The sequence below is a fragment of the Pseudomonas sp. genome, assembly GCF_049300855.1.
Lineage (GTDB): Bacteria > Pseudomonadota > Gammaproteobacteria > Pseudomonadales > Pseudomonadaceae > Aquipseudomonas.
On the sequence record NZ_JBAQKH010000046.1, the window covers coordinates 1 to 21829 of the forward strand.

The window sequence follows — 21829 nt, forward strand, 5'->3', positions numbered from 1 at the left end:
CCAATGCCTGCCTCAGCCCGGCAATTCCAGATTATCCAGCGCCAGCTCCCCAAACATTCGATCCGCAACAGAACTCGGCCTCAAGGCGCACAAGCCGGCCGATTCTGGCATAGCTGTAGGCAACATAAGATCGGGCGACCGGTTGGATGAAACGTGGTCTGTCCCCGGTTGCTCTTCAGGAAGGTGATGCGAACCATTCCCGCTACTTCACTGGGAATGGTTCGGCTCAGCCACTTAGAGGGCCAGGATTTCTATATCGTCAATTTGATAGTCGTTGCCCTGGGAAGTGGCGACATGGCTGTAAATGTCAACGGTGATGGAAGTGGCAGAGGCAGTAAAAGTGCCTGACAAAGTTATCCAGTCGCTCGTGGAGGTGATTTGGGTAGGGCCGGCGACCGGGAGGCCGCCTGCTCTGATCGACAGGGATGGCGCATAACTATGGGTACCGTACCGAATGGCTTTGATCGAAAACTGGTAGCTACGGCCTCGCTCCAGATGGGTCAGTCCCTTTTGAATGATCACTCCGTCGGAGCTGTTTGTGTGGGTGTAGTTAAAGAACGTCCAATTGCCATCTACCTCACGTAACGCCAGGTCCCTCGGGTCTACTCCCGGCCCGCCGATCCAGCCATTCCAGTTTTCATTGTCGAAATCGGTGAAGTCTCTTTCCAGAGTGGTGATGACTCTAAACTTGCGTGGAGGAGTCGACATCTGGTTGCTGCCATACAAAGCCAGCGCGGTGAGGCTGTAGGACGTTATGCCCAACGAACTGATGGCTTGGCTCCAGTCGCCGCCCACGTTAGCTGTAACTTCATTGATGAGTACGTCGGAGCCATTGTACAAGCGGATTTTCTGGCCGGAGAAGGCTGTTCCGAAGACGGTGACTGAGCGATCAAATGTAGTGCCATCCTGCACGACTATGCCCCTGGAGTCGGTCACGTTGGTAATGGTCGGCTTTACATCCTTGATGTTAGTGATCGTATAAATGCCAACCGGAAATTCCAGCGCATTGTCTTCGATGTCGCTCTTGTCCATTGCGACCCTGAACTCGAGTGTCAGTGGGGTTCCATGCCCGAGTTGCTTGAAGTAGCTACTGCCAACTGCCTTGGGCCAGTACCCCTGGCCCACCCAGGTGTTGTTGACGTAGTACCCCCCACCGTCCCATATCGTCGCGTTGTGCTCGTCGCCATTCTCTTTAAAGCCTTTCAGGTCCATCCACACTTGTTGCCCCACAGCGATCAGCGGAAAGACCCCGGCCCTGATGGTGGCGTTTTTTGTACCCAGTGAGACCAGGTCCAGTACGTTGTTTGCGTCAGCATCGGTAATCTTCGGCGTATTCAGTTCCCTCGTCGGAAGTTGCAGCACCGCCAGAGTCAGGGTTTTCGATGGTACGGATGCACGGCTGCCACGGGTTACGGTGTAGCTCACCGTGACTGACTTGCCGAGGCTGAAGGCAATGACCGACACCTGCAACGGAATCTTCTGCGGTTCGACTGTCGTTACCGTGTGCGAGGTGGTGGTGTGCGAGCCGGCGGGCAGTGTGCCTGCCGCACCGGTCCAGGTGACGATGATCTGGTCGCCGAGACGTTTGTCGTAGTCGACCACCGCGATCAGGTCGGTCAGCGCGCTCATCGGGTCGAGGCTGGTGCCGTTCGGCGCTTGCTCGATCTTCGGTGCATCAGGCTCCTCGAGTGCCGTTCCGATGCTCAACAACAACTCATGAGAATGCCCCAGCGTCTTCCCGTCGCGCTGAATACTGTAATCAGCGACCACGGTGCCATTCAGGTTGGCGGTTACATACCGTTTTTCCACAGTGATCCGCACCCGCTTGCCGGCGGTTTCGCGGATCAGGTCAATATGCTTGCTGACGCTGCCGTCGCTGGCAGAGCCGCGCCACCTGAAGGTCACACGATCCTTGTCCTGGGTGGCGAGATGGGTCATCACCAGCGTGGCACCGGTCGAAGGCACTTTGTCCGGATCGAGCACGCCGTTGTCGGCCTCTTCTACTTCTTCTACTTCCGGGCGGTCGAATGTGGGCAAGGCGACGCCCACCTGCATGATGAACGGCAGTGAATCGCGCACGCTCATCAGCGCCGTTTCGCTGTTGGTAACGACGTAATAGACCTTGACGCTGAGGCTGTTGAAACGCTTGATTTCGCTATTGCTGACGCTGCGCCGCACTGGCTCGTGGTCCGGCACGTCGCCGACCGGGCGCGGGTCATCGTAATAAACGTCACCATCGGGGGCCTGAGCGAACCAGATCAGATTGATCAGGTCGCTGCTACGGCGACCGGCATACCAAGGAATGTTCACGGTCGCCCACGGTGTTTCGGGGGGCAGTGTCCCGCCGGGCGCCTCGTCGACGGTGGGGGCGGCCAACGGGCTGATGTCGCCGATCACGCTGACGCTGTTTTCTCTCGAAGAGTGGTCGAACTGATTGGGGCGACGGCGCACATAACCGACCGAGGCGCTCCCCTTGGCAATGGCCTTGACGGAGGCGTTGGGGATGGGAAAGTCGAGTTGAGAAGGTACGGAGTCGACGGTTTGCTCCAGCGGCCCGACGATGATTTGCAAGCCTTGCGCCGAGGTGCCGGTCCAGGTCAGCACCACCGTGTCACCCACGGCAAAATCCTTTCTCGTGGTTAACACGCGGGCAGTTACATCGTCATCACCGAGCGTATCGAGATCGATCCGGGTGGTCGGCACGCCCTTGACCAGCACTAGTGGCTCGTCCAGCCGATTCCCGTTCATGTCCACCAACAGATACTGTTGCGCCGACCACGGTGCGCGCTCATCCGGATAGTTGCCGCAGCGGTCGATGACCTGATAAGCCACCGCGACACGGCCATCACCGGCCGCTTCGATAACGGCGCGGCTGAACACGATCTCGATCGGATGGCCGATCGGGTCCTCAGCCTGTTCCGGGGTGACGACATGCACCACCTGCTGGCTGCCACAGCGGGCAAGGACGCGGTCGTATCGGGTGAGGTTGCGGTAAGTCACGACACTCAACGTCACACCCTTGGCCGGCAGGGTGTCATCGACCTTGTAATAATCGAGGGAGAAGTTGAGATCGGAGTGGCCATCTTCGGTGTTGTCATCGTAGCCGCCGGGGCGGGTGAGTTTGACCAGCAAGGTCTGTACCGGTGTGGAATCTTCCGGACACTGATTTTTGCGCGAGATCCGGTAGAACACAGGCGTGGCGTCACCTTCGAGCACGTGGCCTCTGGCGATGGAAAAAGACACGTTTTGGTTGAGTTCTGAATCAAGCTCGATGGTTTTGCTCCAGACGGCCGTATCGGCATTGCCCCAAAACACCTCGACCAGATCGCCAATGGACATGGTCAGATAGGCAGCGATGATGCCTTGCAGATCACCTTCCACGGCTCGAATGGGGATGCCTGCAAAATAGTGCTCGGCAGGGTCGAGGCTGGACGACGCCGGAAAGTACAGCTGCTTGAGGGCTTGGGGGGCAGGGTTTGCTTGGCTGGACATTGGTTCGGCTCCGGTCGAGGGGGGGGCTGGGTGACGGAGTTATTGAGCGCGCGTTGGAGGAATTAGGCACCTGTCACATCTGACAGGTGCAGGCGGGTTTCCGACAAGCGGTCATGTGGGCTGTAGGAAAGAAACGACAAACCGCAGGCCCGGTTAAATGACGTAGCAGTTTTTTATGCCTGAAGACATGTGTCGGCAGTGAGGCGGCCTTCGCGGTCAGCAGAAAACTCACGGTCAAAACCGCTCTGTTTCAATCCTTGGCAAAAGTTGGAAAGCTTCTTGCAGTAACCGCCGTGAGCCCGCTCTGGGCGTCAAAAGTTTGCTTTAAAGGAACGGGGAAAACCGGTGGATCGCTCTCAGTTAATCAACAACGCTCGCTCGAATATTGCCGACCTCAGTCGAGGCAATCTGGGCGTGCCGTTGCTGTTGCTGGTGATGCTGGCGATGATGATGTTGCCGGTGCCGCCGTTCCTGCTCGACGTGTTCTTCACCTTCAACATCGCGCTGTCGATCGTTGTCCTGCTGGTCTGCGTGTATGCGCTGCGGCCGCTGGATTTCGCCGTGTTCCCGACGATTCTGCTGGTGGCGACGTTGCTGCGGCTGGCGTTGAACGTCGCCTCGACGCGCGTTGTAATGCTCCACGGTCAGGACGGCCACGCCGCTGCCGGTAAGGTGATTCAGGCCTTCGGTGAAGTGGTGATCGGCGGTAACTATGTGGTCGGTATCGTGGTCTTCGCGATCCTGATGATCATCAACTTCGTTGTGGTGACCAAGGGTGCCGGGCGGATTTCCGAGGTGAGCGCGCGTTTCACCCTCGATGCGATGCCCGGCAAACAAATGGCGATCGACGCCGACCTCAACGCCGGTTTGATCGACCAGAACCAGGCCAAGATGCGCCGTCAGGAAGTCGCCCAAGAGGCTGAGTTCTACGGTTCGATGGACGGTGCCAGCAAGTTCGTCCGCGGTGACGCCATCGCCGGCCTGCTGATTCTGTTCATCAACCTCATCGGCGGTATGGCTGTCGGTATCTTCCAGCACAACATGAGCTTCGGCGATGCCGGTCGGGTTTATGCCTTGCTGACCATCGGTGACGGTTTAGTGGCGCAATTGCCATCACTGTTGTTATCGACAGCGGCAGCGATCATGGTGACCCGTGCTTCCGGTTCGGAAGACATGGGTAAACAGATCAATCGCCAGATGTTCGCCTCGCCGAAAGCGCTGGCGGTGGCGGCCGGTCTGATGGCCGTCATGGGCCTGGTCCCGGGCATGCCGCACTTCTCGTTCCTGAGCATGGCCGCGCTGGCTGCGGGCGGCGCGTACCTGTTCTGGAAAAAGCAGAACGTCGCCAAGGTCGTGGCACTGGAAGAGGTCAAGCGCCAGCAGGATCTGCTGCCGTCGCCGGCCCGCGCCATGGAAACCAAAGAGCTGGGCTGGGACGACGTGACGCCGATCGACATGATCGGCCTGGAAGTCGGCTATCGCCTGATCCCGCTGGTGGACCGCAATCAGGGCGGGCAACTGCTGGCGCGGATCAAGGGCGTGCGCAAGAAGCTCTCGCAGGATCTGGGCTTCCTGATGCCGACCGTGCACATCCGCGACAACCTCGATCTGGCGCCAAGCGCCTATCGCCTGACCCTGATGGGCGTGATTCTCGCCGAAGCCGAGATCTACCCGGATCGCGAACTGGCGATCAACCCGGGCCAGGTCTACGGCACGCTCAACGGTATCAACGCCAAAGATCCGGCTTTCGGCCTGGAGGCGGTGTGGATCGAAATCAGCCAGCGTGCGCAGGCACAATCGCTCGGTTACACCGTGGTCGACGCCAGCACCGTGGTCGCGACGCACTTGAACCAGATTCTGTACAAGCATTCCAGTGAGCTGATCGGCCACGAGGAAGTGCAGCAACTCATGCAATTGCTGGCCAAAAGCTCGCCGAAACTGGCGGAAGAGCTGGTGCCGGGCGTGGTTTCGCTGTCGCAACTGCTCAAAGTGCTGCAAGCGCTGTTGGCCGAACACGTGCCGGTGCGCGATATCCGCAGCATCGCCGAAGCCATCGCCAACAACGCCGCGAAGAGTCAAGATACCGCCGCGTTGGTGGCTGCTGTGCGCGTCGGCGTATCGCGCGCCATCGTCCAAAGCATTGTAGGCACTGAGTCCGAGCTGCCTGTGATCACCTTGGAACCAAGGTTGGAACAAATATTGCTCAATAGTCTGCAGAAGGCAGGACAAGGCTCGGAAGAGGGCGTTCTGCTGGAACCAAGCATGGCCGAGAAGCTGCAGCGTTCGCTCATCGAAGCGGCGCAGCGTCAGGAAATGCAAGGTCAGCCGGTGATCCTTTTGGTCGCAGGCCCAATCCGCGCGATGCTCTCGCGCTTTGGCCGCCTCGCAGTCCCTGGGCTGCATGTGCTGGCCTACCAGGAAATACCGGACAACAAGCAAGTGACCATCGTTGCGACAGTAGGGCCCAACGGCTGAGGTAGTGGTTTATGCAAGTTAAGCGTTTCTTTGCCGCCGATATGCGTCAGGCCATGAAGCTGGTTCGTGATGAGCTGGGCGCTGATGCCGCCATCATTGGCAATCGCCGCATTGCCGGCGGTGTCGAGCTGACGGCGGCACTGGATTACAAATTGTCGGCGCTGGCGCCACGGGTTCCGAACATGGAACTCGAAGACGAACTGCGCAAGACCCAGTCGCGCATCGTCACCGCCCAGGCCGAACTGAGCCTGCGTGGCGAAGCCGATGGCAACAGCAATCGCCAGATTTTCGCCGGTCTGCCATTGACGGCGGGTCTGCCGCTGACCGCTGCCGAACCGCTGAGCGAGCCGACCTACGCCGCTCCGGCGCGTCCGGCCCCGGCGCCTGCGCAGTCCTCCGGCGGCGTCGATCCGCGTGCACTGGATTCGATGCGTTTTGAATTGAACAGCCTGCGCGAGCTGATGGAAGTTCAGCTCGGCACCCTGGCCTGGAATCAGCTGCAAGGCAGCCGTCCGGCGCAAGCCAATCTGTATCGCCGTCTGCAACGTATCGGTCTGTCCGGGCCGTTGTCGCGCGATCTGCTGGCGATGATCACTGATATCGAAGAGCCGCGTCAGGCCTGGCGCATGCTGCTCGCGCACCTGGCACGGATGATTGCCGTACCGGAAGTCGAGCCACTGGAAGAGGGCGGTGTGATCGCCATGGTCGGCCCGGCCGGCATGGGCAAGACCACCACGCTGGCCAAGCTGGCCGCGCGTTACGTGCTCAAGTACGGCGCGCAGAACGTCGCGCTGGTGAGCATGGACAGCTTCCGCATCGGTGCGCAGGAACAACTGAAGACGCTGGGCCGCATTCTCAATGTGCCGGTGACCCACGTCGACCCGGGCCAATCGCTGGTGCAAGCGCTGGATCCACTGCTGCGCAAACGCGTGGTGCTGATCGATACCGCCGGCCTGCAGGCCAGCGATCCAGCCCTGCGCATGCAGCTCGAAAGTCTGGCCGGTCGTGGCATTCGTTCAAAAAATTATCTGGTCTTGGCAACCACCAGCCAGAAACAGGTTCTAACCGCCGCTTATCATAGTTACAAGCGTTGCGGGCTTGCCGGCTGCATCCTGACTAAACTGGATGAAACGGCCAGCCTTGGCGAAGTGTTGAGCCTGGCGATCAGTCATGAATTGCCGGTCGCGTACCTGACCGATGGCCCACGGATTCCGGATGATTTGCATCTGCCGCGCCGTCATCAACTGGTCAGCCGCGCCGTCAGCGTGCAAATGCAGGAAGAACCCAGCGAAGAAGCCATGGCTGACATGTTCGCTGATATCTATCACAGCCCGACCAAGCAGGTAGGCTGAGGTATTCATGAACAGTTTTTGTACCTACATCGATGGTCTGCCATGCATTGTTCCGGTTGTGAACGCGCAGCCAGTAATGTGGCCTCCGTCTATGCAAGACAAGGTAAAGAAATAACATGGGCAGCATGCATCCCGTACAGGTGATCGCGGTGACCGGCGGCAAAGGTGGCGTCGGCAAGACTAATGTGTCAGTGAACTTGTCTCTGGCGCTGGCAGAGCTTGGCCGTAGGGTCATGCTGCTGGACGCCGATCTGGGGCTGGCGAACGTCGACGTATTGTTGGGTCTGACCCCTAAACGCACGCTGGCCGACGTCATCGAAGGCCGTTGCGAATTGCGCGACGTGCTGTTGCAAGGCCCCGGCGGTATTCGCATCGTCCCGGCCGCGTCCGGCACGCAGAGCATGGTGCACCTGAGCCCGGCGCAACACGCCGGTCTGATTCAGGCGTTCAGCGACATCGGCGACAATCTCGACGTATTGGTGATCGACACCGCTGCGGGTATTGGTGACTCGGTAGTCAGTTTTGTACGCGCAGCCCAGGAAGTGTTGCTGGTGGTCTGCGATGAACCGACCTCGATCACTGACGCCTACGCGCTGATCAAACTGCTCAACCGCGATTACGGCATGAACCGCTTCCGCGTTCTCGCCAACATGGCGCAGAGCCCGCAGGAAGGGCGCAACCTGTTCGCCAAGTTGACCAAGGTCACGGATCGCTTTCTGGACGTGGCCCTACAATACGTCGGCGCCGTGCCATACGACGAAAGCGTGCGTAAAGCGGTGCAGAAGCAGCGTGCGGTGTACGAAGCCTTCCCGCGCTCCAAGTGCGCGCTGGCGTTCAAGGCGATCGCGCAGAAGGTCGATACCTGGCCGCTGCCCGCCAACCCGCGTGGCCACCTTGAGTTTTTCGTCGAGCGCCTCGTGCAGCAAACGGCAGGGCCCGTGCTATGACCGCAAGCGGTATGAACTACTACAAGAAGTCGGCACGTGATGCTCAATATGAGTTGATCGAGCGTTACGCGCCGCTGGTCAAACGCATTGCCTATCACTTGCTGGCACGCTTGCCGGCGAGTGTGCAGGTCGAAGACCTGATCCAGGCCGGGATGATCGGCCTGCTTGAAGTCTCGACCAAATATGACGCCAGCAAAGGCGCCAGTTTCGAAACGTACGCGGGCATTCGAATCCGCGGCGCGATGCTCGACGAAGTGCGCAAAGGGGACTGGGCGCCACGCTCGGTTCACCGCAATACCCGTATGGTCAGTGACGCAATTCGCTCAATTGAAGCTAAAACCGGCCGTGACGCTAAAGATCACGAGGTTGCAGCCGAACTCCAATTGAGTCTCGACGATTACTACGGGATTTTGAATGACACCTTGGGCAGCCGCCTGTTCAGTTTCGACGATCTGTTGCAGGACGGCGAACACGAAGGGCTGCACGAGGATGGCGCGAGTGCTCATCTTGAGCCGTCACGCGATCTGGAAGATGAACGTTTCCAGGCGGCGTTGGCGGACGCGATTGCCAATTTGCCGGAGCGTGAGCGACTGGTGTTGGCGCTGTACTACGACGAAGAGCTGAACCTCAAGGAGATCGGTGAAGTCCTTGGCGTCAGTGAATCGCGGGTCAGCCAGTTACACAGCCAGTGCGCGGCCCGTTTGCGGGGGCGTTTGGGGGAGTGGCGAGCGCGCTGAAGGCAGTGTGGGGACACTGCGAACGAGGCTGGTGCGGTGATGAACGGCACCGGTCTTGCTCTGTTGTGCTCCAGACAGTCTTCGAGTGCTGCGCCGATTGATTGAAGTGGCGCGTCCAGGTGCTGGGCGCGTTTAAGACTGCTTGGAGGTCGAATTGAACAAAGACATGAAAATCCTCATCGTTGATGACTTCTCAACGATGCGGCGGATCATCAAGAACCTGCTGCGTGATCTTGGGTTCACCAACACCGTCGAGGCTGACGATGGCGTTACCGCCATTCCGGTGCTCAACAGCGGCAGCATCGACTTTCTGGTAACGGACTGGAACATGCCGGGCATGACCGGTATCGACCTGCTGCGTCACGTGCGTGCCGATGAAAAGCTCAAGCACTTGCCCGTGCTGATGGTGACTGCAGAAGCCAAGCGCGAGCAGATCATTGAAGCCGCTCAGGCCGGTGTAAACGGCTACGTCGTCAAACCTTTCACGGCTCAGGCGTTGAAAGACAAAATCGAGAAGATTTTCGAACGCATCGGCTGATGAACGCGCGGGGGAGCTATGGAGCATAACGAATCTTCACAGGGCGATTTCGAGTCGACCCTGAAAAAACACGCGGTCGAACTGGTCGAAAGCCTTGAAAAAGGCAGGTTCGGCGACGCTGTGCAACTGATCCATGAGCTCAATCAGACCCGTGACCGTGGCCTGTATCAGGAAGTCGGCAAGCTCACACGTGAACTGCACAGTGCGATCGTCAACTTCCAGATCGATCCGAACATGCCGCAGGCCGAGGAAGTGTCGCAAATCACCGACGCCACCGAACGCCTGGGCTATGTGGTCAAGCTGACAGAGGCCGCGGCCAACCGCACCATGGATCTGGTGGAAAGCGCCACGCCGGTGGTCAACAGTCTGGCTGATGAAGCCCAGACCTTGAGCGCCGATTGGGGTCGCTTCATGCGTCGCGAGGTCGGGGCTGAAGAGTTCCGCGAGCTGGCGCGCCGGGTCGACGGTTTTCTGTCACGCTGCAGCACGGACAACCGTGCGGTGTCGAGCAATCTCAACGACATCCTGCTGGCTCAGGATTACCAGGACCTCACCGGTCAGGTGATCAAGCGTGTGACCCAACTGGTCACCGAAGTCGAAAGCAATTTGCTCAAACTCGTGCTCATGGCCAGTCAGGTCGACCGCTTTGCGGGCATCGAACATGACCGCGCCGCGATGCTTGCAGAAAAAGATCCACAAAAACATCTCTCGCAGGGTGAAGGTCCGCAGATTCATGCCGATAAACGAGAAGACGTTGTGTCCGGTCAGGACGATGTGGACGATTTGTTATCCAGCCTCGGGTTCTAGAGTTTTGGAATTTTAGGTTTTTTGGGTTTTTAGACCTGTAGGAGCACCCCATTAATGAGCTTCGGCGCCGATGAAGAGATCCTTCAGGATTTCCTGGTTGAGGCCGGCGAGATTCTTGAGCAACTGTCCGAACAACTGGTCGAGCTGGAAAGCCGCCCGGATGACGCAGATCTGCTCAACGCAATTTTTCGCGGTTTCCACACTGTAAAAGGGGGCGCCGGCTTCCTTCAGCTCAATGAGCTGGTGGAGTGCTGTCACATCGCCGAAAACGTGTTCGACATCCTGCGCAAGGGTGAGCGTCGCGTTGATGCAGAACTGATGGACGTTGTCCTCGAAGCACTGGACGCGGTGAACAGCATGTTCACTGAGGTTCGTGAGCGTGCACCGATCACCGCTGCCACCCCGCAACTGCTGGCCGCCCTGGCGCGCCTGGCCGAACCGCAAGCGGCGGACGAAGCTCCGGCTTCGCCAGTGGCTTCGATGATCGAAGAGCTGGTCGTCGAAGGCGACTCGGGCGACATCACCGATAACGAATTTGAACAACTGCTGGACTCGCTGAACGCCGTCAAGGCCGAAGCCGAAGCCCCGGCCGCTGTTGCACCTGCGCAAACGGCCGCTGAAGCCGCGAGCGATGAAATCACCGATGCCGAGTTCGAGTCGTTGCTCGATCAATTGCACGGCAAGGGCCAGTTCGCGGCGGATGCCGTTGCGCCAGTTGCGGCAGCTCCTGCGGCACCGGCCAAGGGCGACAGCTCCGACATCACCGACGACGAATTCGAAGCCCTGCTCGATCAGCTGCATGGCAAGGGCAACTTTGCCGTCGATGCGCTGGAGTCGGCGATTGCCTCGGCACCTGCGCCAGCCGCACCGGTTGCTGCGGCGGCCGGCAGCGATCTGATCAGCGATCACGAGTTCGAATCGCTGCTCGACGAATTGCACGGCAAAGGCAAGTTCTCCGAAGTCGGCACCGCCGCTGCTGGCAGTGCTTCGACCGTCGCCACGCCTGCTGCCAAGGCACCGGCCGCTGCCGCAGCGCCCAAGCCTGCCGCCAAGCCTGAGCCGAAAGCCGAAGCGCCAAAACCGGCCGCCGCTGCTGCACCGGCTCCGGCCCGTGCGCCGGCAACACCGCCACCGGAAAAACCGGCGAGCGAAGCCGAAACCACCGTGCGCGTCGACACCGCGCGTCTCGACGAAATCATGAACATGGTCGGCGAGTTGGTGCTGGTGCGTAACCGTCTGGTGCGTCTGGGCCTGAACAGCGGCGATGAAGCCATGCAAAAGGCCGTGTCGAACCTCGACGTGGTCACCGCTGACTTGCAGACCGCCGTGATGAAGACGCGGATGCAGCCGATCAAGAAGGTCTTCGGGCGCTTCCCGCGTCTGGTTCGAGATCTGGCGCGTCAGCTCAAGAAAGAGATCAACCTGGAACTGGTGGGTGAAGAAACCGACCTCGACAAAAACCTTGTCGAGGCCCTGGCCGACCCGCTGGTCCACTTGGTGCGCAACGCCGTCGACCACGGCATCGAGTCGCCGGAAGAACGCGAAGCGTCGGGCAAGGCCCGTGGCGGTCGGGTTGTTTTGGCTGCCGAGCAAGAGGGTGACCATATCCTGCTGTCGATTTCCGATGACGGCAAAGGCATGGACCCGAACGTCCTGCGCGCCATCGCGGTAAAACGCGGTGTGATGGACAAGGACGCGGCCGATCGCCTCAGCGATACCGAGTGCTACAACCTGATTTTCGCCCCGGGTTTCTCGACCAAGACCGAGATCTCCGACGTCTCCGGCCGTGGTGTCGGCATGGACGTGGTGAAGACCAAGATTTCCCAGCTCAACGGCTCGATCAACATCTACTCGACCAAGGGCCAGGGCTCGAAAATCGTCATCAAGGTGCCGCTGACCCTCGCGATCATGCCAACCCTGATGGTGATGCTCGGCAATCAGGCGTTTGCGTTCCCGCTGGTCAACGTCAACGAAATCTTCCACCTCGACCTGTCGACCACCAACGTCGTCGACGGTCAGGAAGTGGTGATCGTGCGGGACAAGGCGCTGCCGTTGTTCTACCTCAAGCGCTGGCTGGTCAGCTCCGCCGCTCACGAAGAGCAGCGTGAAGGCCACGTGGTGATCCTTTCGGTGGGCACTCAGCGGATCGGCTTCGTCGTCGATCAACTGGTCGGTCAGGAAGAAGTGGTCATCAAGCCATTGGGCAAAATGCTGCAGGGCACTCCGGGCATGTCCGGCGCCACCATCACCGGTGACGGCCGCATCGCGCTGATTCTCGATGTTCCAAGCATGCTCAAGCGTTACGCCGCACGGCGTATTTGAATCCGGGGCGGCGGGGCGACAACGTCCCGCTGCACCTAATGGAGTGTTTATGGCAGTCAAAGTCCTGGTGGTGGACGATTCGGGTTTTTTCCGCCGCCGCGTCTCGGAAATTCTTTCTGCGGATCCGAGCATTCAGGTGGTCGGCACTGCAACCAACGGTAAAGAGGCGATTGATCAGGCGCTGGCACTCAAGCCGGACGTGATCACCATGGACTACGAGATGCCGATGATGGACGGCATCACGGCGGTGCGGCACATCATGCAGCGCTGCCCGACCCCGGTGTTGATGTTCTCCTCGCTGACCCACGAAGGCGCCCGGGTCACTCTGGACGCGCTGGACGCCGGCGCGGTGGATTTCCTGCCGAAGAATTTCGAAGACATCTCGCGTAACCCGGAGAAGGTCAAGCAACTGCTGTGCGAGAAGGTCCATAGCATCTCGCGCAGTAATCGTCGTTTCAGTGCTTACAGCGCGCCGGCTCCAGTGGCTGCGCCAGCGCCGACGCCTGCTCCGGCGCCGTCGAGTTTCGGCAGCCACAGCAGCAGTCACAGCACCAGCGCGCCGGCACGTCCGGCTCCAGCGCCGGCACCGACTCGCGCCCCGGCCGCCAGTGCTTCGTCGCCAGCACCGAAACGCAAAGCCTACAAACTGGTTGCCATCGGTACTTCGACGGGCGGCCCGGTGGCGCTGCAACGTGTGCTGACGCAGTTGCCGGCGAATTTCCCGGCGCCGATCGTGCTGATCCAGCACATGCCGGCGGCGTTCACCAAGGCTTTTGCCGAACGTCTCGACAAGCTCTGCCGCATCAGCGTCAAGGAAGCCGAGGATGGTGACATCCTGCGTCCGGGCCTGGCGTTGCTGGCGCCGGGTGGCAAGCAAATGATGATCGACGGCCGTGGCGCGGTGAAAATCCTGCCGGGCGATGAGCGTCTGAACTACAAGCCGTGCGTGGACATCACCTTCGGCTCTGCGGCGAAATCCTACGGTGACAAAGTTCTGGCGGTGGTATTGACCGGCATGGGCGCCGATGGCCGTGAAGGCGCGCGTCTGCTCAAGCAGGGCGGTAGCGCCGTGTGGGCACAAGATGAGGCAAGCTGCGTGATCTACGGCATGCCGATGGCCATCGTCAAAGCCGACCTCGCCGACGCGGTGTACAGCCTCGACGATATCGGCAAGCACATTGTCGAGGCGTGTATCTGATGGATGTTTTAAGCCTTATCGGGATCATCATGGCGTTCGTCGCCATCATTGGTGGTAACTACCTTGAAGGTGGTCACCTCGGTGCGCTGGCCAACGGCCCGGCGGCATTGATCGTACTGGGCGGCACCATCGGTGCCGCGCTGCTGCAATCGCCGATGAGCGCGTTCAAGCGCGCCATGCAGATCCTTGCCTGGATTCTGTTTCCGCCACGGGTCGATCTGGCCGGTGGCATCGACCGCGTCGTCAACTGGAGCCTCACCGCACGCAAGGAGGGCCTGCTGGGCCTGGAAGGCGTGGCGGATGCCGAACCCGACAATTACTCGCGCAAAGGCCTGCAACTGCTGGTCGACGGCGCCGAGCCGGAAGCGATCCGCAGCATCCTCGAAGTGGATTTCTACACCCAGGAAGCCCGCGACATCGAGGCGGCGAAAGTCTTTGAAAGCATGGGCGGCTACGCGCCAACCATCGGCATCATCGGTGCGGTCATGGGCCTGATCCATGTGATGGGTAACCTGGCTGATCCGACGCAACTGGGCAGCGGCATCGCCGTGGCGTTCGTCGCGACCATTTACGGCGTGGCCAGTGCCAACCTGGTGTTGCTGCCGATCGCCGCCAAGCTGAAGTCAATTGCGTTGCGGCAGTCGCGTTATCGCGAAATGTTGTTGGAAGGGATCCTGTCGATCGCCGAAGGTGAAAACCCTCGCTCCATTGAGTTGAAGCTGCAAGGCTTCATGGATTAAGGGAATAACCTCATGGCTCGTCGTCGCCACCAGGAAGAACACGTCAATCACGAACGCTGGCTCGTGTCCTACGCGGATTTCATCACGCTGCTGTTCGCGTTCTTCGTGGTGATGTACTCGATTTCGTCGATCAACGAAGGCAAGTACAAGGAAATTTCCGAAGCGCTGGTTGGCGTTTTCAAAGACTCCGACCGCGCGCTCAAACCGATCCCGATCGGTGACGAGCGACCGAAAACCGTGACCCCGGCCAAGCCGCTGGTCAAGGACGCCGAGCAGATCGACGCCGGTATCGCCGGTGCCAGCGATCCGCTGAAAAGCATCGCCGATGACATCAGCGCTGCCTTCGGTGACTTGATCAGCTCCAACCAGATGACTGTGCGCGGCAACGAGCTGTGGGTCGAGATCGAACTCAACTCCAGCCTGTTGTTCGGCAGCGGCGACGCCATGCCAAGCGACATCGCCTTCAACATCATCGACAAAGTGGCGGCGATCCTCAAACCGTTCGATAACCCGATCCACGTCGAAGGCTTTACCGACGATCAGCCGATCCGCACCGCGCAGTACCCGACCAACTGGGAACTGTCCTCGGCGCGTTCGGCGAGCATCGTGCGCATGCTGGCGATGCAGGGCGTGAACCCCGGTCGTCTGGCGTCGGTGGGTTACGGTGAGTTTCAACCGGTGGCCAATAACGCCACCGTTGAAGGCCGCGCGAAGAACCGTCGCGTGGTGTTGGTGGTCTCGCGCAATCTCGATGTACGCCGCAGCCTGACGGGCACCGGAACCGCCAACGCGCAACCGGACGCTGCATTGAAGCGGGCTGGCACACAAACTGCACCGACCCCGGTCAAGACGCCGGGACGCGAGAGTGCCGTCAATTCTCCGTCACCCGCATTAACACGCTGAGCTATGTCTCGGTCGAGCATATCGGCCGGGAGGAACGAACTGAATGAGAGTCTGGGCAGTCGCCAATCAAAAGGGTGGTGTCGGTAAAACCACATCTTCCATCGCTTTAGCCGGATTGCTGGCCGAGGCGGGCAAGCGCGTGGTTGTGGTCGATCTCGACCCGCACGGCTCGATGACCAGCTATTTCGGCTACGATCCCGACAGCCTGGAACACAGCAATTACGACCTGTTTCTGCACAAGGGCACGGTGCCGCAAGGCCTGCCGGGGCAGTTGCTGTTGTCGACCAGTGACGAACGCATTTCCCTGTTGCCGTCGAGCACCGCACTGGCCACCCTTGAGCGGCAGTCGCCGGGGCAGAGTGGCTTGGGTCTGGTAATCGCCAAGAGTCTGGCGCAGTTGTGGCAGGACTTCGATTACGCGGTGATCGACAGCCCGCCATTGCTCGGTGTGCTGATGGTCAACGCCCTCGCGGCGAGCCAGCAACTGGTGATTCCGGTGCAGACCGAACACCTCGCCGTCAAAGGCCTGGAACGCATGGTCAACACCTTGGCGATGATCAACCGCTCGCGCAAACAGGCGCTGCCGTTCAGCATCGTGCCGACCCTGTTCGATCGCCGTACGCAGGCCTCGATGCATACCTTGCGTGTGCTGCGCGACAAATTCCCGGAAGAGATCTGGCAGGGTTACATTCCGGTCGATACTCGTCTGCGCGATGCCAGCCGTGCCGGTGTCACGCCGTCGCAATTCGACGGCAAGAGCCGTGGCGTGCTGGCCTACCGCGCGCTGCTCAAGCATCTGCTGGCGCAACAACTTGTTCCGGCGGTGGCGTAAGCATGAACCGTCCCGTCAAGCTCACCTCGCGCCCGCAATTGGCGTTGCAGTCTTATCTGGATAACTTGCTGCAGGAGATTCCCGAGGAGCTGCCGCCGGTCATCGAGGCGCAGCCTGACGTTGTGGAAAGCACCCAGGCGCTGGACGAATTTCAGGCTGCGGTACTGGAAGAGCAGGCGCGTGATGCACAGAAGGCTGCCAAGCCTGTCGCCCCGGTTGTTGCGCCTGCCGCCGCAGCGGTCGCCAAGGCACCGGTGGCATTGATTGAAGAAGCCGAGCCGGTTCGCGCGTCGGTTTCGACTTTGGCGCCGTTGCTGCAAACCCAATTGCTGAAAACTGCGCCGGAGCCGGCGGTGGTCGAACCGGCTCCGGCTCCAGTTGCACCCGCGCCCGCACCTGTCGAGCAGACACTGGTGCCGCCGCTGGTGGAAGTCCATCTGCCGCCGAACAACACGCCGCCACCGGTGGAAACCGACGGCCGCCCGGCCTGGGCCTCGGAAGCGTTCGAATGCCTGCTGTTCGACGTCGCCGGGCTGACCCTGGCGGTGCCGCTGGTGTGCCTCGGCTCGATCTATTCGCTGGCCGGCCACGAGCTGACGCCGCTGTTCGGTCAGCCGGAATGGTTTCTCGGGATCCTGCCGAGCCAGGCCGGTAATTTGAAAGTGTTGGACACCGCGCGCTGGGTCATGCCGGATCGCTATCGCGATGACTTCCGTCAGGGCCTGCAGTACGTGATTTCGGTACAAGGTTACGAGTGGGGGCTGGCGGTGCATCAGGTCAGCCGCTCGTTGCGTCTGGACCCGAATGAAATCAAATGGAGAAGTCACCGGGGTCAGCGGCCATGGCTCGCCGGCACGGTGATTGAGCACATGTGTGCATTGCTTGACGTTTCCGCACTGGCCGAGTTGATCGCCAGCGGTGGGGCAAAGCACCTCGGCGGCCACAAGCCGCTACATAAACCGACATAGCAGCCGACATAACAATCAGGCGACGGCATTGTTGAATGCCGCCACACAGAACACACACCGCCCAGAGCGGTTTTTTCGAGGGGTCAGGGTATGAGTAGTCAGGCGACGAATGCAAAAGGTTCTGAAGATCCGATCCTGCAATGGGTGACCTTCAAACTGGACAACGAAACCTACGGCATCAACGTGATGCGCGTTCAGGAAGTGCTGCGCTACACCGAGATCGCTCCGGTGCCGGGCGCGCCAAGCTACGTGCTGGGCATCATCAACCTGCGCGGTAACGTGGTCACCGTGATCGACACCCGTCAGCGCTTCGGCCTGAACAGCGGCGAGATCAGCGACAACACCCGTATCGTCATCATCGAAGCCGACAAGCAAGTCGTCGGCATCATGGTCGACAGCGTGGCCGAAGTGGTTTACCTGCGTCAGTCGGAAATCGAGACGGCGCCGAACGTCGGCAACGAAGAGTCGGCCAAGTTCATCCAGGGCGTGTGCAACAAGAACAACGAGTTGCTGATCCTGGTCGAGCTGGACAAGATGATGAGCGAAGAAGAATGGTCGGATCTGGAGAACATCTGATTGATTCTCGAAGTCGCGGTCATTGTCCTGTTCCTCTTCTGGGCAGGCACGCTGGCAATGTTTGTGTCGTACATCAAGGCGCAGCGGGTGATCGCTGCGCAACAGGCCCAGGGCGATGCGCTGCGTGATCAGCGCATCAAGGACCTGGCCAAGCGTGTCGACGACTACCAGAACGGCAACGTGCGCATGGGCGACGCCCTGCACGAGTTGCGCGCGGTGGTGAGTCCGTTGCCGGACAAGATTGTCGCGCTGGAACAGCGCGACCCGTCGAGCCTGTCGTTCGCCCAAGCGGCGAAACTGGTGGGCATGGGCGCGAGCGTCGATGAACTGACTCAGTCCTGCGGGTTGACCCAGGCTGAGGCGGAGTTGATGCGCAAGTTGCACAAGAGCTGATTGTCGTACCGGGATCGTTCCTACGCTCTGCGTGGGAATGCATCTTGGGACGCTCCGCGTTCCGCCTGTGAAATGTGACGCAGAGCGTCACGGGCGGCATTCCCACGCAGAGCGTGGGAACGATCAGTAATCATCCCCGCGATCGGTTACATCCTTCTCGACCATCGGCGCATTCGGATCCTGCCCCTCGGGGAATTTGCCCTTCAGATTCCACGCAAACGCAATGATCTCGGCGATCGTCCGGTACAACTCCTCGGGAATGCTGTCGCCCAATTCCATCCGCGCCAACAGCCGCACCAGCTCGGCGTTTTCATAGATCGGCACTTCGCAATCGCGAGCAATGCGCAGGATTTCTTCGGCCAGTTCGTCATCACCTTTGGCGGTGAGGCTTGGCGCGTGGTTGCCGTCGTATTTGAGGGCGATGGCCTGGCGTGGGGCAGTGGAATCGTTCATGCGGTTTCGTCGACCCAGCGGTGTTCGAGACGGGTTTGGTTGCCTTGCGGCGGGGTGCCGAGGTGGCAGTCGATGTCGCCGACGTTGAGCCCGCGATCAAGCAGGCGCTGGCGCAGGGCGAACAGGTTGTTTTCGATCAGGTCGGCGGTGTACGGCCGTTCGGCCCACAGTTGGCTGGACAGGCTGCCGGCGATCAGTTGCGCCTGAATCTGCATCGGCCCGAGCGGTTCCATGTCGAACGCCAGATCGACGCGCCACAGTTGTTGCTTGGGCTCGCGCTCATCGCGACGTTCGTTTGGCTGCGGTTCACGCTCTGGCGCTTCTTCACGCTGGAACTTGACCTGCAACGGCACGATGTCCTGCAGGTTGCGCATGGGGATTTCCAACTGCCAGGTGCTGAGCAGGCGCCCGTCGTCAGTGACGCCGGTCTGTTCCAGGCTCGATAGTTGATGGCTTTGCAGGCGCGAAACAGCGGCGGCGGCGAGGCGCAGCAACTGTTCCAGATCGCCTTCGCCTTCCAGGCTTTGCAGCAAGCGGTCGGGCAGCGGGAAGCTGCTCGGCAGCGGTTTGGCGCTGACCTGACCGAGCATGCCGAGGGCGTTACGGACGAAACTCGGCAGCGCTTGCGCCAGGGTGTTGGCGGCGATGATCGCGTTGAAACTGGTGCTGCTCGGCAGGCCCGGGGTCAGTTGCGCGATCAGTTTGAGCAGGTCGGCTTTCATGTCCGGCGCCAGTGTCGGGTTCTGCCCGGTCAGCAGTTTGGCTTCGAGAAACACCCCGCTGTTGGCCAGCGCCAGCGCGACGCCTTTGGCGGTGCTCAGTTGCTGCACGTCGGGCAGGCTGGCGAGCAACTTGTCGACCACTGCGCGCAGATCCTGCGAGGTCTGATCGGTATCGCTCGGCAGGTTTTGCAATGCGTTCAACAAGCCTGTCAGGGACGCCTGACGACTTTGTTGGCCGAGCAGTTGCTGACTCACGGCCAGTTGTTCCTGGCGGCTGCTCATCGGCAGGAATTTCAGGGTCTGTGCATCTTCGACCAGCGCCGAGAGCAGGGTGCCGATGCGCAGCGGTTGCGGGCTGTCGATGGTCAGGGTGCTGCCGCTCTGCGCGGTGTTGAGCAAACTGACCAGCGAGCGAAACACCGCCGCTTGCCCCGGCGTCTGCGGCAGCGCCTGCGAGGTCAGCACTTTGCCTTGCAGCAGGGTGCCGACCGGCAATTGCGCGGTATCGATACGCGTCAGCGTGGCAACGCTGCTGGCGATGGCTTGTTGCACGGTGATCGCCAGGTTGCCCGCCGATGGCTGAGTGATCGCCAGGCTGGTGCCTTGCGGCAACGGCAGATTGCTGGTCGCCTGCACCGTGGTTTGACGGCCGCCGTCCAGCGTCACTTTGAGCAACAGTTGAAAGGTCTGATCCGCCTGCTTGAGCGACAACACCTCGGCTTTGGCGCTCTGCCCGGCGCCGATCAAGCCTTCGACCGGGGTCAGCAACTTGAGCAGCTCACCGACCTGCGGGCGAACGGTCGCCGGGGTGGTGGGCGGGAGCGGGAGGATGTTCATTTCGCCTGTCATACGCGGACACAACCTGAGGAAAATGCACTCTTGAGAGTAAGGCACGACATGTATAATGCCGCCTGTCTTGCGCTTCGAATAAAAAACATAGCAATTGTTTGACCCAGCTCTCTAGATCGAGCCGGCAATGCATCTATGCTGCATCTCTTTAACGGCCGCGTCAGAGCCGACTTGAACCGTATAAGGCCCGTGATCCCTTGACCAGTCCTGTCCTGCAAACCGTTGCCCTCGCGTGTGAACGTGATCTGCGGCTGCTCTTCGAAAATCTCGAATTGAGACTGGCCAGTGGCGATATGGTGCAGATCAGCGGGCCCAACGGCAGCGGCAAAACCAGTTTATTGCGTTTGTTGGCCGGGCTGATGCAGCCGACCGACGGTCAGGTGCTGCTCAATGGTCAGCCGCTGACCGAACAGCGCAGCGAACTCGCACGCAACCTGCTGTGGATCGGCCACGCGGCCGGGATCAAGGATCTGCTGACCCCGGAAGAAAACCTGTCGTGGCTCTGCGCCCTGCATCATCCCGCCGAACGCGATGCGATCTGGCAAGCCCTGGCAGCGGTAGGATTGCGCGGTTTCGAAGATGTTCCCTGCCACAGTCTTTCCGCCGGTCAGCAACGCCGCGTGGCGCTGGCGCGGTTGTATCTGGACAGCCCGCCGCTGTGGATTCTCGATGAGCCGTTTACCGCCCTGGACAAGCAGGGCGTGGCGCAACTCGAAGAACACCTGGCCGGGCACTGCGAGCGCGGCGGTCTGGTGGTGTTGACCACGCACCACACGCTGAGCCGGATGCCGGCCGGTTATCGCGACATCGATCTGGGGAACTGGGCAGTATGAGTGTCTTTGGCCTGCTGGTTGCCCGTGAATCCCGACTGCTGTTTCGCCGCCCGGCGGAGCTGGCCAATCCGCTGATTTTCTTCGCCATCGTCATCGCTTTGTTCCCGCTGGCCGTCGGCCCGGAAACTCAAGTGTTGCAAAACCTGTCCCCCGGGTTAGTCTGGGTGGCGGCGCTTTTGTCGGTCCTGCTCTCGCTGGACGGGCTTTTCCGCAGTGATTTCGAAGACGGGTCCCTGGAACAGTGGGTCCTTTCGTCGCACCCGCTACCACTTCTGGTATTGGCCAAGGTACTGGCACACTGGCTTTTCTCCGGTCTGGCACTGGTTTTGCTCTCACCGTTGCTGGCATTGATGCTCGGTTTGCCTGTCGCCTGCCTGCCGGTTTTGCTGCTTTCGTTGTTGCTGGGTACACCGGTGCTGAGCTTGCTCGGCGCGGTGGGCGCGGCACTGACGGTCGGTTTGAAACGCGGCGGCCTGTTGCTGGCGCTGCTGATTCTGCCGTTGTACATCCCGGTGTTGATCCTTGGCAGTGGCGCCTTGCAGGCAGCCCTCCAAGGCATGCCGGCGACCGGGTATTTGCTGTGGCTTGGTAGCCTGACCGCCCTGGCGATCACCCTGACACCTTTTGCAATAGCTGCTGGCCTGAAGATCAGCGTCGGCGAATAATGAGGTCTGGTTAAAATTTAACCAGCA

19 protein-coding genes are annotated in these 21829 nt (G+C 60.4%); 16 read left to right on the plus strand and 3 right to left on the minus strand.

Going from position 1 to position 21829, the window contains the following annotated elements; translation table 11 throughout:
* Positions 1-234 precede the first annotated feature (234 nt).
* Complete coding sequence (locus tag WA225_RS23965; RefSeq protein WP_422609918.1) at positions 235-3492, minus strand: carbohydrate binding domain-containing protein; 3258 nt, start codon at positions 3490-3492, stop codon at positions 235-237.
* Positions 3493-3837: 345 nt separating this feature from the next.
* Between WA225_RS23965 and flhA the strand changes: the two genes are divergently transcribed.
* The 14 genes from flhA to WA225_RS24035 all read left to right on the plus strand — a co-directional run bounded on the left by flhA (position 3838) and on the right by WA225_RS24035 (position 18280).
* Entirely contained in the window at positions 3838-5967 is a 2130-nt protein-coding gene (gene flhA, locus WA225_RS23970; RefSeq protein ID WP_422609919.1) for a flagellar biosynthesis protein FlhA, read from the plus strand.
* 11 nt (positions 5968-5978) lie between these two features.
* Positions 5979-7319, plus strand: coding sequence for a flagellar biosynthesis protein FlhF (flhF, locus tag WA225_RS23975; protein WP_008077677.1), 1341 nt, complete (start codon positions 5979-5981; stop codon positions 7317-7319).
* Positions 7320-7435: 116 nt separating this feature from the next.
* Complete coding sequence (gene fleN / locus WA225_RS23980) at positions 7436-8266, plus strand: flagellar synthesis regulator FleN (protein WP_003222917.1); 831 nt, start codon at positions 7436-7438, stop codon at positions 8264-8266.
* Entirely contained in the window at positions 8263-9003 is a 741-nt protein-coding gene (gene fliA / locus WA225_RS23985) for an RNA polymerase sigma factor FliA (RefSeq protein ID WP_007920004.1), read from the plus strand. The genes fleN and fliA overlap by 4 nt, the downstream gene beginning before the upstream one ends.
* A gap of 166 nt (positions 9004-9169) precedes the next feature.
* Entirely contained in the window at positions 9170-9541 is a 372-nt protein-coding gene (locus WA225_RS23990) for a chemotaxis response regulator CheY (RefSeq protein WP_161986607.1), read from the plus strand.
* An 18-nt stretch (positions 9542-9559) separates the two neighbouring features.
* Positions 9560-10348 (plus strand): protein phosphatase CheZ, encoded by a 789-nt coding sequence (locus WA225_RS23995; protein WP_422609920.1) that lies wholly within the window; start codon positions 9560-9562, stop codon positions 10346-10348.
* A 54-nt stretch (positions 10349-10402) separates the two neighbouring features.
* A complete protein-coding gene (locus WA225_RS24000) occupies positions 10403-12670 on the plus strand; it encodes a chemotaxis protein CheA (protein ID WP_422609921.1) in 2268 nt (755 codons plus the stop codon).
* Positions 12671-12719: 49 nt separating this feature from the next.
* Positions 12720-13868 (plus strand): protein-glutamate methylesterase/protein-glutamine glutaminase, encoded by a 1149-nt coding sequence (locus tag WA225_RS24005; RefSeq protein WP_150752210.1) that lies wholly within the window; start codon positions 12720-12722, stop codon positions 13866-13868.
* Positions 13868-14608, plus strand: coding sequence for a flagellar motor protein (locus WA225_RS24010; RefSeq protein ID WP_016987476.1), 741 nt, complete (start codon positions 13868-13870; stop codon positions 14606-14608). Before WA225_RS24005 ends, WA225_RS24010 begins: the two co-directional genes overlap by 1 nt.
* A gap of 12 nt (positions 14609-14620) precedes the next feature.
* Entirely contained in the window at positions 14621-15511 is an 891-nt protein-coding gene (gene motD / locus WA225_RS24015) for a flagellar motor protein MotD (RefSeq protein WP_008077690.1), read from the plus strand.
* A gap of 43 nt (positions 15512-15554) precedes the next feature.
* Positions 15555-16343: a ParA family protein gene (locus tag WA225_RS24020; protein ID WP_422609922.1), complete on the plus strand. Its 789-nt coding sequence runs from the start codon at positions 15555-15557 to the stop codon at positions 16341-16343.
* Positions 16344-16345: 2 nt separating this feature from the next.
* Positions 16346-17311: a CheW domain-containing protein gene (locus tag WA225_RS24025; RefSeq protein WP_422609923.1), complete on the plus strand. Its 966-nt coding sequence runs from the start codon at positions 16346-16348 to the stop codon at positions 17309-17311.
* Between the two features lie 90 nt (positions 17312-17401).
* Entirely contained in the window at positions 17402-17887 is a 486-nt protein-coding gene (locus WA225_RS24030; protein ID WP_007919980.1) for a chemotaxis protein CheW, read from the plus strand.
* Positions 17888-18280: a DUF2802 domain-containing protein gene (locus WA225_RS24035; protein ID WP_422609924.1), complete on the plus strand. Its 393-nt coding sequence runs from the start codon at positions 17888-17890 to the stop codon at positions 18278-18280. It begins immediately after the preceding gene.
* Between the two features lie 123 nt (positions 18281-18403).
* On the opposite strand, the gene WA225_RS24040 is transcribed toward WA225_RS24035, so the two are convergent.
* Positions 18404-18733, minus strand: coding sequence for an EscU/YscU/HrcU family type III secretion system export apparatus switch protein (locus WA225_RS24040; RefSeq protein WP_422609925.1), 330 nt, complete (start codon positions 18731-18733; stop codon positions 18404-18406).
* Entirely contained in the window at positions 18730-20304 is a 1575-nt protein-coding gene (locus tag WA225_RS24045) for a flagellar hook-length control protein FliK (protein WP_422609926.1), read from the minus strand. Before WA225_RS24045 ends, WA225_RS24040 begins: the two co-directional genes overlap by 4 nt.
* A 197-nt stretch (positions 20305-20501) precedes the next feature.
* Between WA225_RS24045 and ccmA the strand changes: the two genes are divergently transcribed.
* Together ccmA and ccmB are read left to right on the plus strand one after the other, a co-directional pair.
* On the plus strand, positions 20502-21137 hold the full coding sequence (ccmA, locus tag WA225_RS24050) for a cytochrome c biogenesis heme-transporting ATPase CcmA (protein WP_422609927.1): 636 nt from the start codon (positions 20502-20504) through the stop codon (positions 21135-21137).
* Positions 21134-21802, plus strand: coding sequence for a heme exporter protein CcmB (ccmB, locus tag WA225_RS24055; RefSeq protein WP_034151525.1), 669 nt, complete (start codon positions 21134-21136; stop codon positions 21800-21802). Before ccmA ends, ccmB begins: the two co-directional genes overlap by 4 nt.
* Positions 21803-21829 lie beyond the last annotated feature (27 nt).

Excerpts from the sequence above, each read along its gene's own strand:
- WA225_RS23965 (WP_422609918.1), bottom strand. The coding sequence starts at position 3,492 with ATGTCCAGCCAAGCAAACCCTGCCCCCCAAGCCCTCAAGCAGCTGTAC.
- flhF (WP_008077677.1), top strand. The coding sequence starts at position 5,979 with ATGCAAGTTAAGCGTTTCTTTGCCGCCGATATGCGTCAGGCCATGAAG.
- fleN (WP_003222917.1), top strand. The coding sequence starts at position 7,436 with ATGGGCAGCATGCATCCCGTACAGGTGATCGCGGTGACCGGCGGCAAA.
- fliA (WP_007920004.1), top strand. The coding sequence starts at position 8,263 with ATGACCGCAAGCGGTATGAACTACTACAAGAAGTCGGCACGTGATGCT.
- WA225_RS23990 (WP_161986607.1), top strand. The coding sequence starts at position 9,170 with ATGAAAATCCTCATCGTTGATGACTTCTCAACGATGCGGCGGATCATC.
- WA225_RS23995 (WP_422609920.1), top strand. The coding sequence starts at position 9,560 with ATGGAGCATAACGAATCTTCACAGGGCGATTTCGAGTCGACCCTGAAA.
- WA225_RS24000 (WP_422609921.1), top strand. The coding sequence starts at position 10,403 with ATGAGCTTCGGCGCCGATGAAGAGATCCTTCAGGATTTCCTGGTTGAG.
- WA225_RS24005 (WP_150752210.1), top strand. The coding sequence starts at position 12,720 with ATGGCAGTCAAAGTCCTGGTGGTGGACGATTCGGGTTTTTTCCGCCGC.
- WA225_RS24010 (WP_016987476.1), top strand. The coding sequence starts at position 13,868 with ATGGATGTTTTAAGCCTTATCGGGATCATCATGGCGTTCGTCGCCATC.
- motD (WP_008077690.1), top strand. The coding sequence starts at position 14,621 with ATGGCTCGTCGTCGCCACCAGGAAGAACACGTCAATCACGAACGCTGG.
- WA225_RS24020 (WP_422609922.1), top strand. The coding sequence starts at position 15,555 with ATGAGAGTCTGGGCAGTCGCCAATCAAAAGGGTGGTGTCGGTAAAACC.
- WA225_RS24025 (WP_422609923.1), top strand. The coding sequence starts at position 16,346 with ATGAACCGTCCCGTCAAGCTCACCTCGCGCCCGCAATTGGCGTTGCAG.
- WA225_RS24030 (WP_007919980.1), top strand. The coding sequence starts at position 17,402 with ATGAGTAGTCAGGCGACGAATGCAAAAGGTTCTGAAGATCCGATCCTG.
- WA225_RS24040 (WP_422609925.1), bottom strand. The coding sequence starts at position 18,733 with ATGAACGATTCCACTGCCCCACGCCAGGCCATCGCCCTCAAATACGAC.
- WA225_RS24045 (WP_422609926.1), bottom strand. The coding sequence starts at position 20,304 with ATGACAGGCGAAATGAACATCCTCCCGCTCCCGCCCACCACCCCGGCG.
- ccmB (WP_034151525.1), top strand. The coding sequence starts at position 21,134 with ATGAGTGTCTTTGGCCTGCTGGTTGCCCGTGAATCCCGACTGCTGTTT.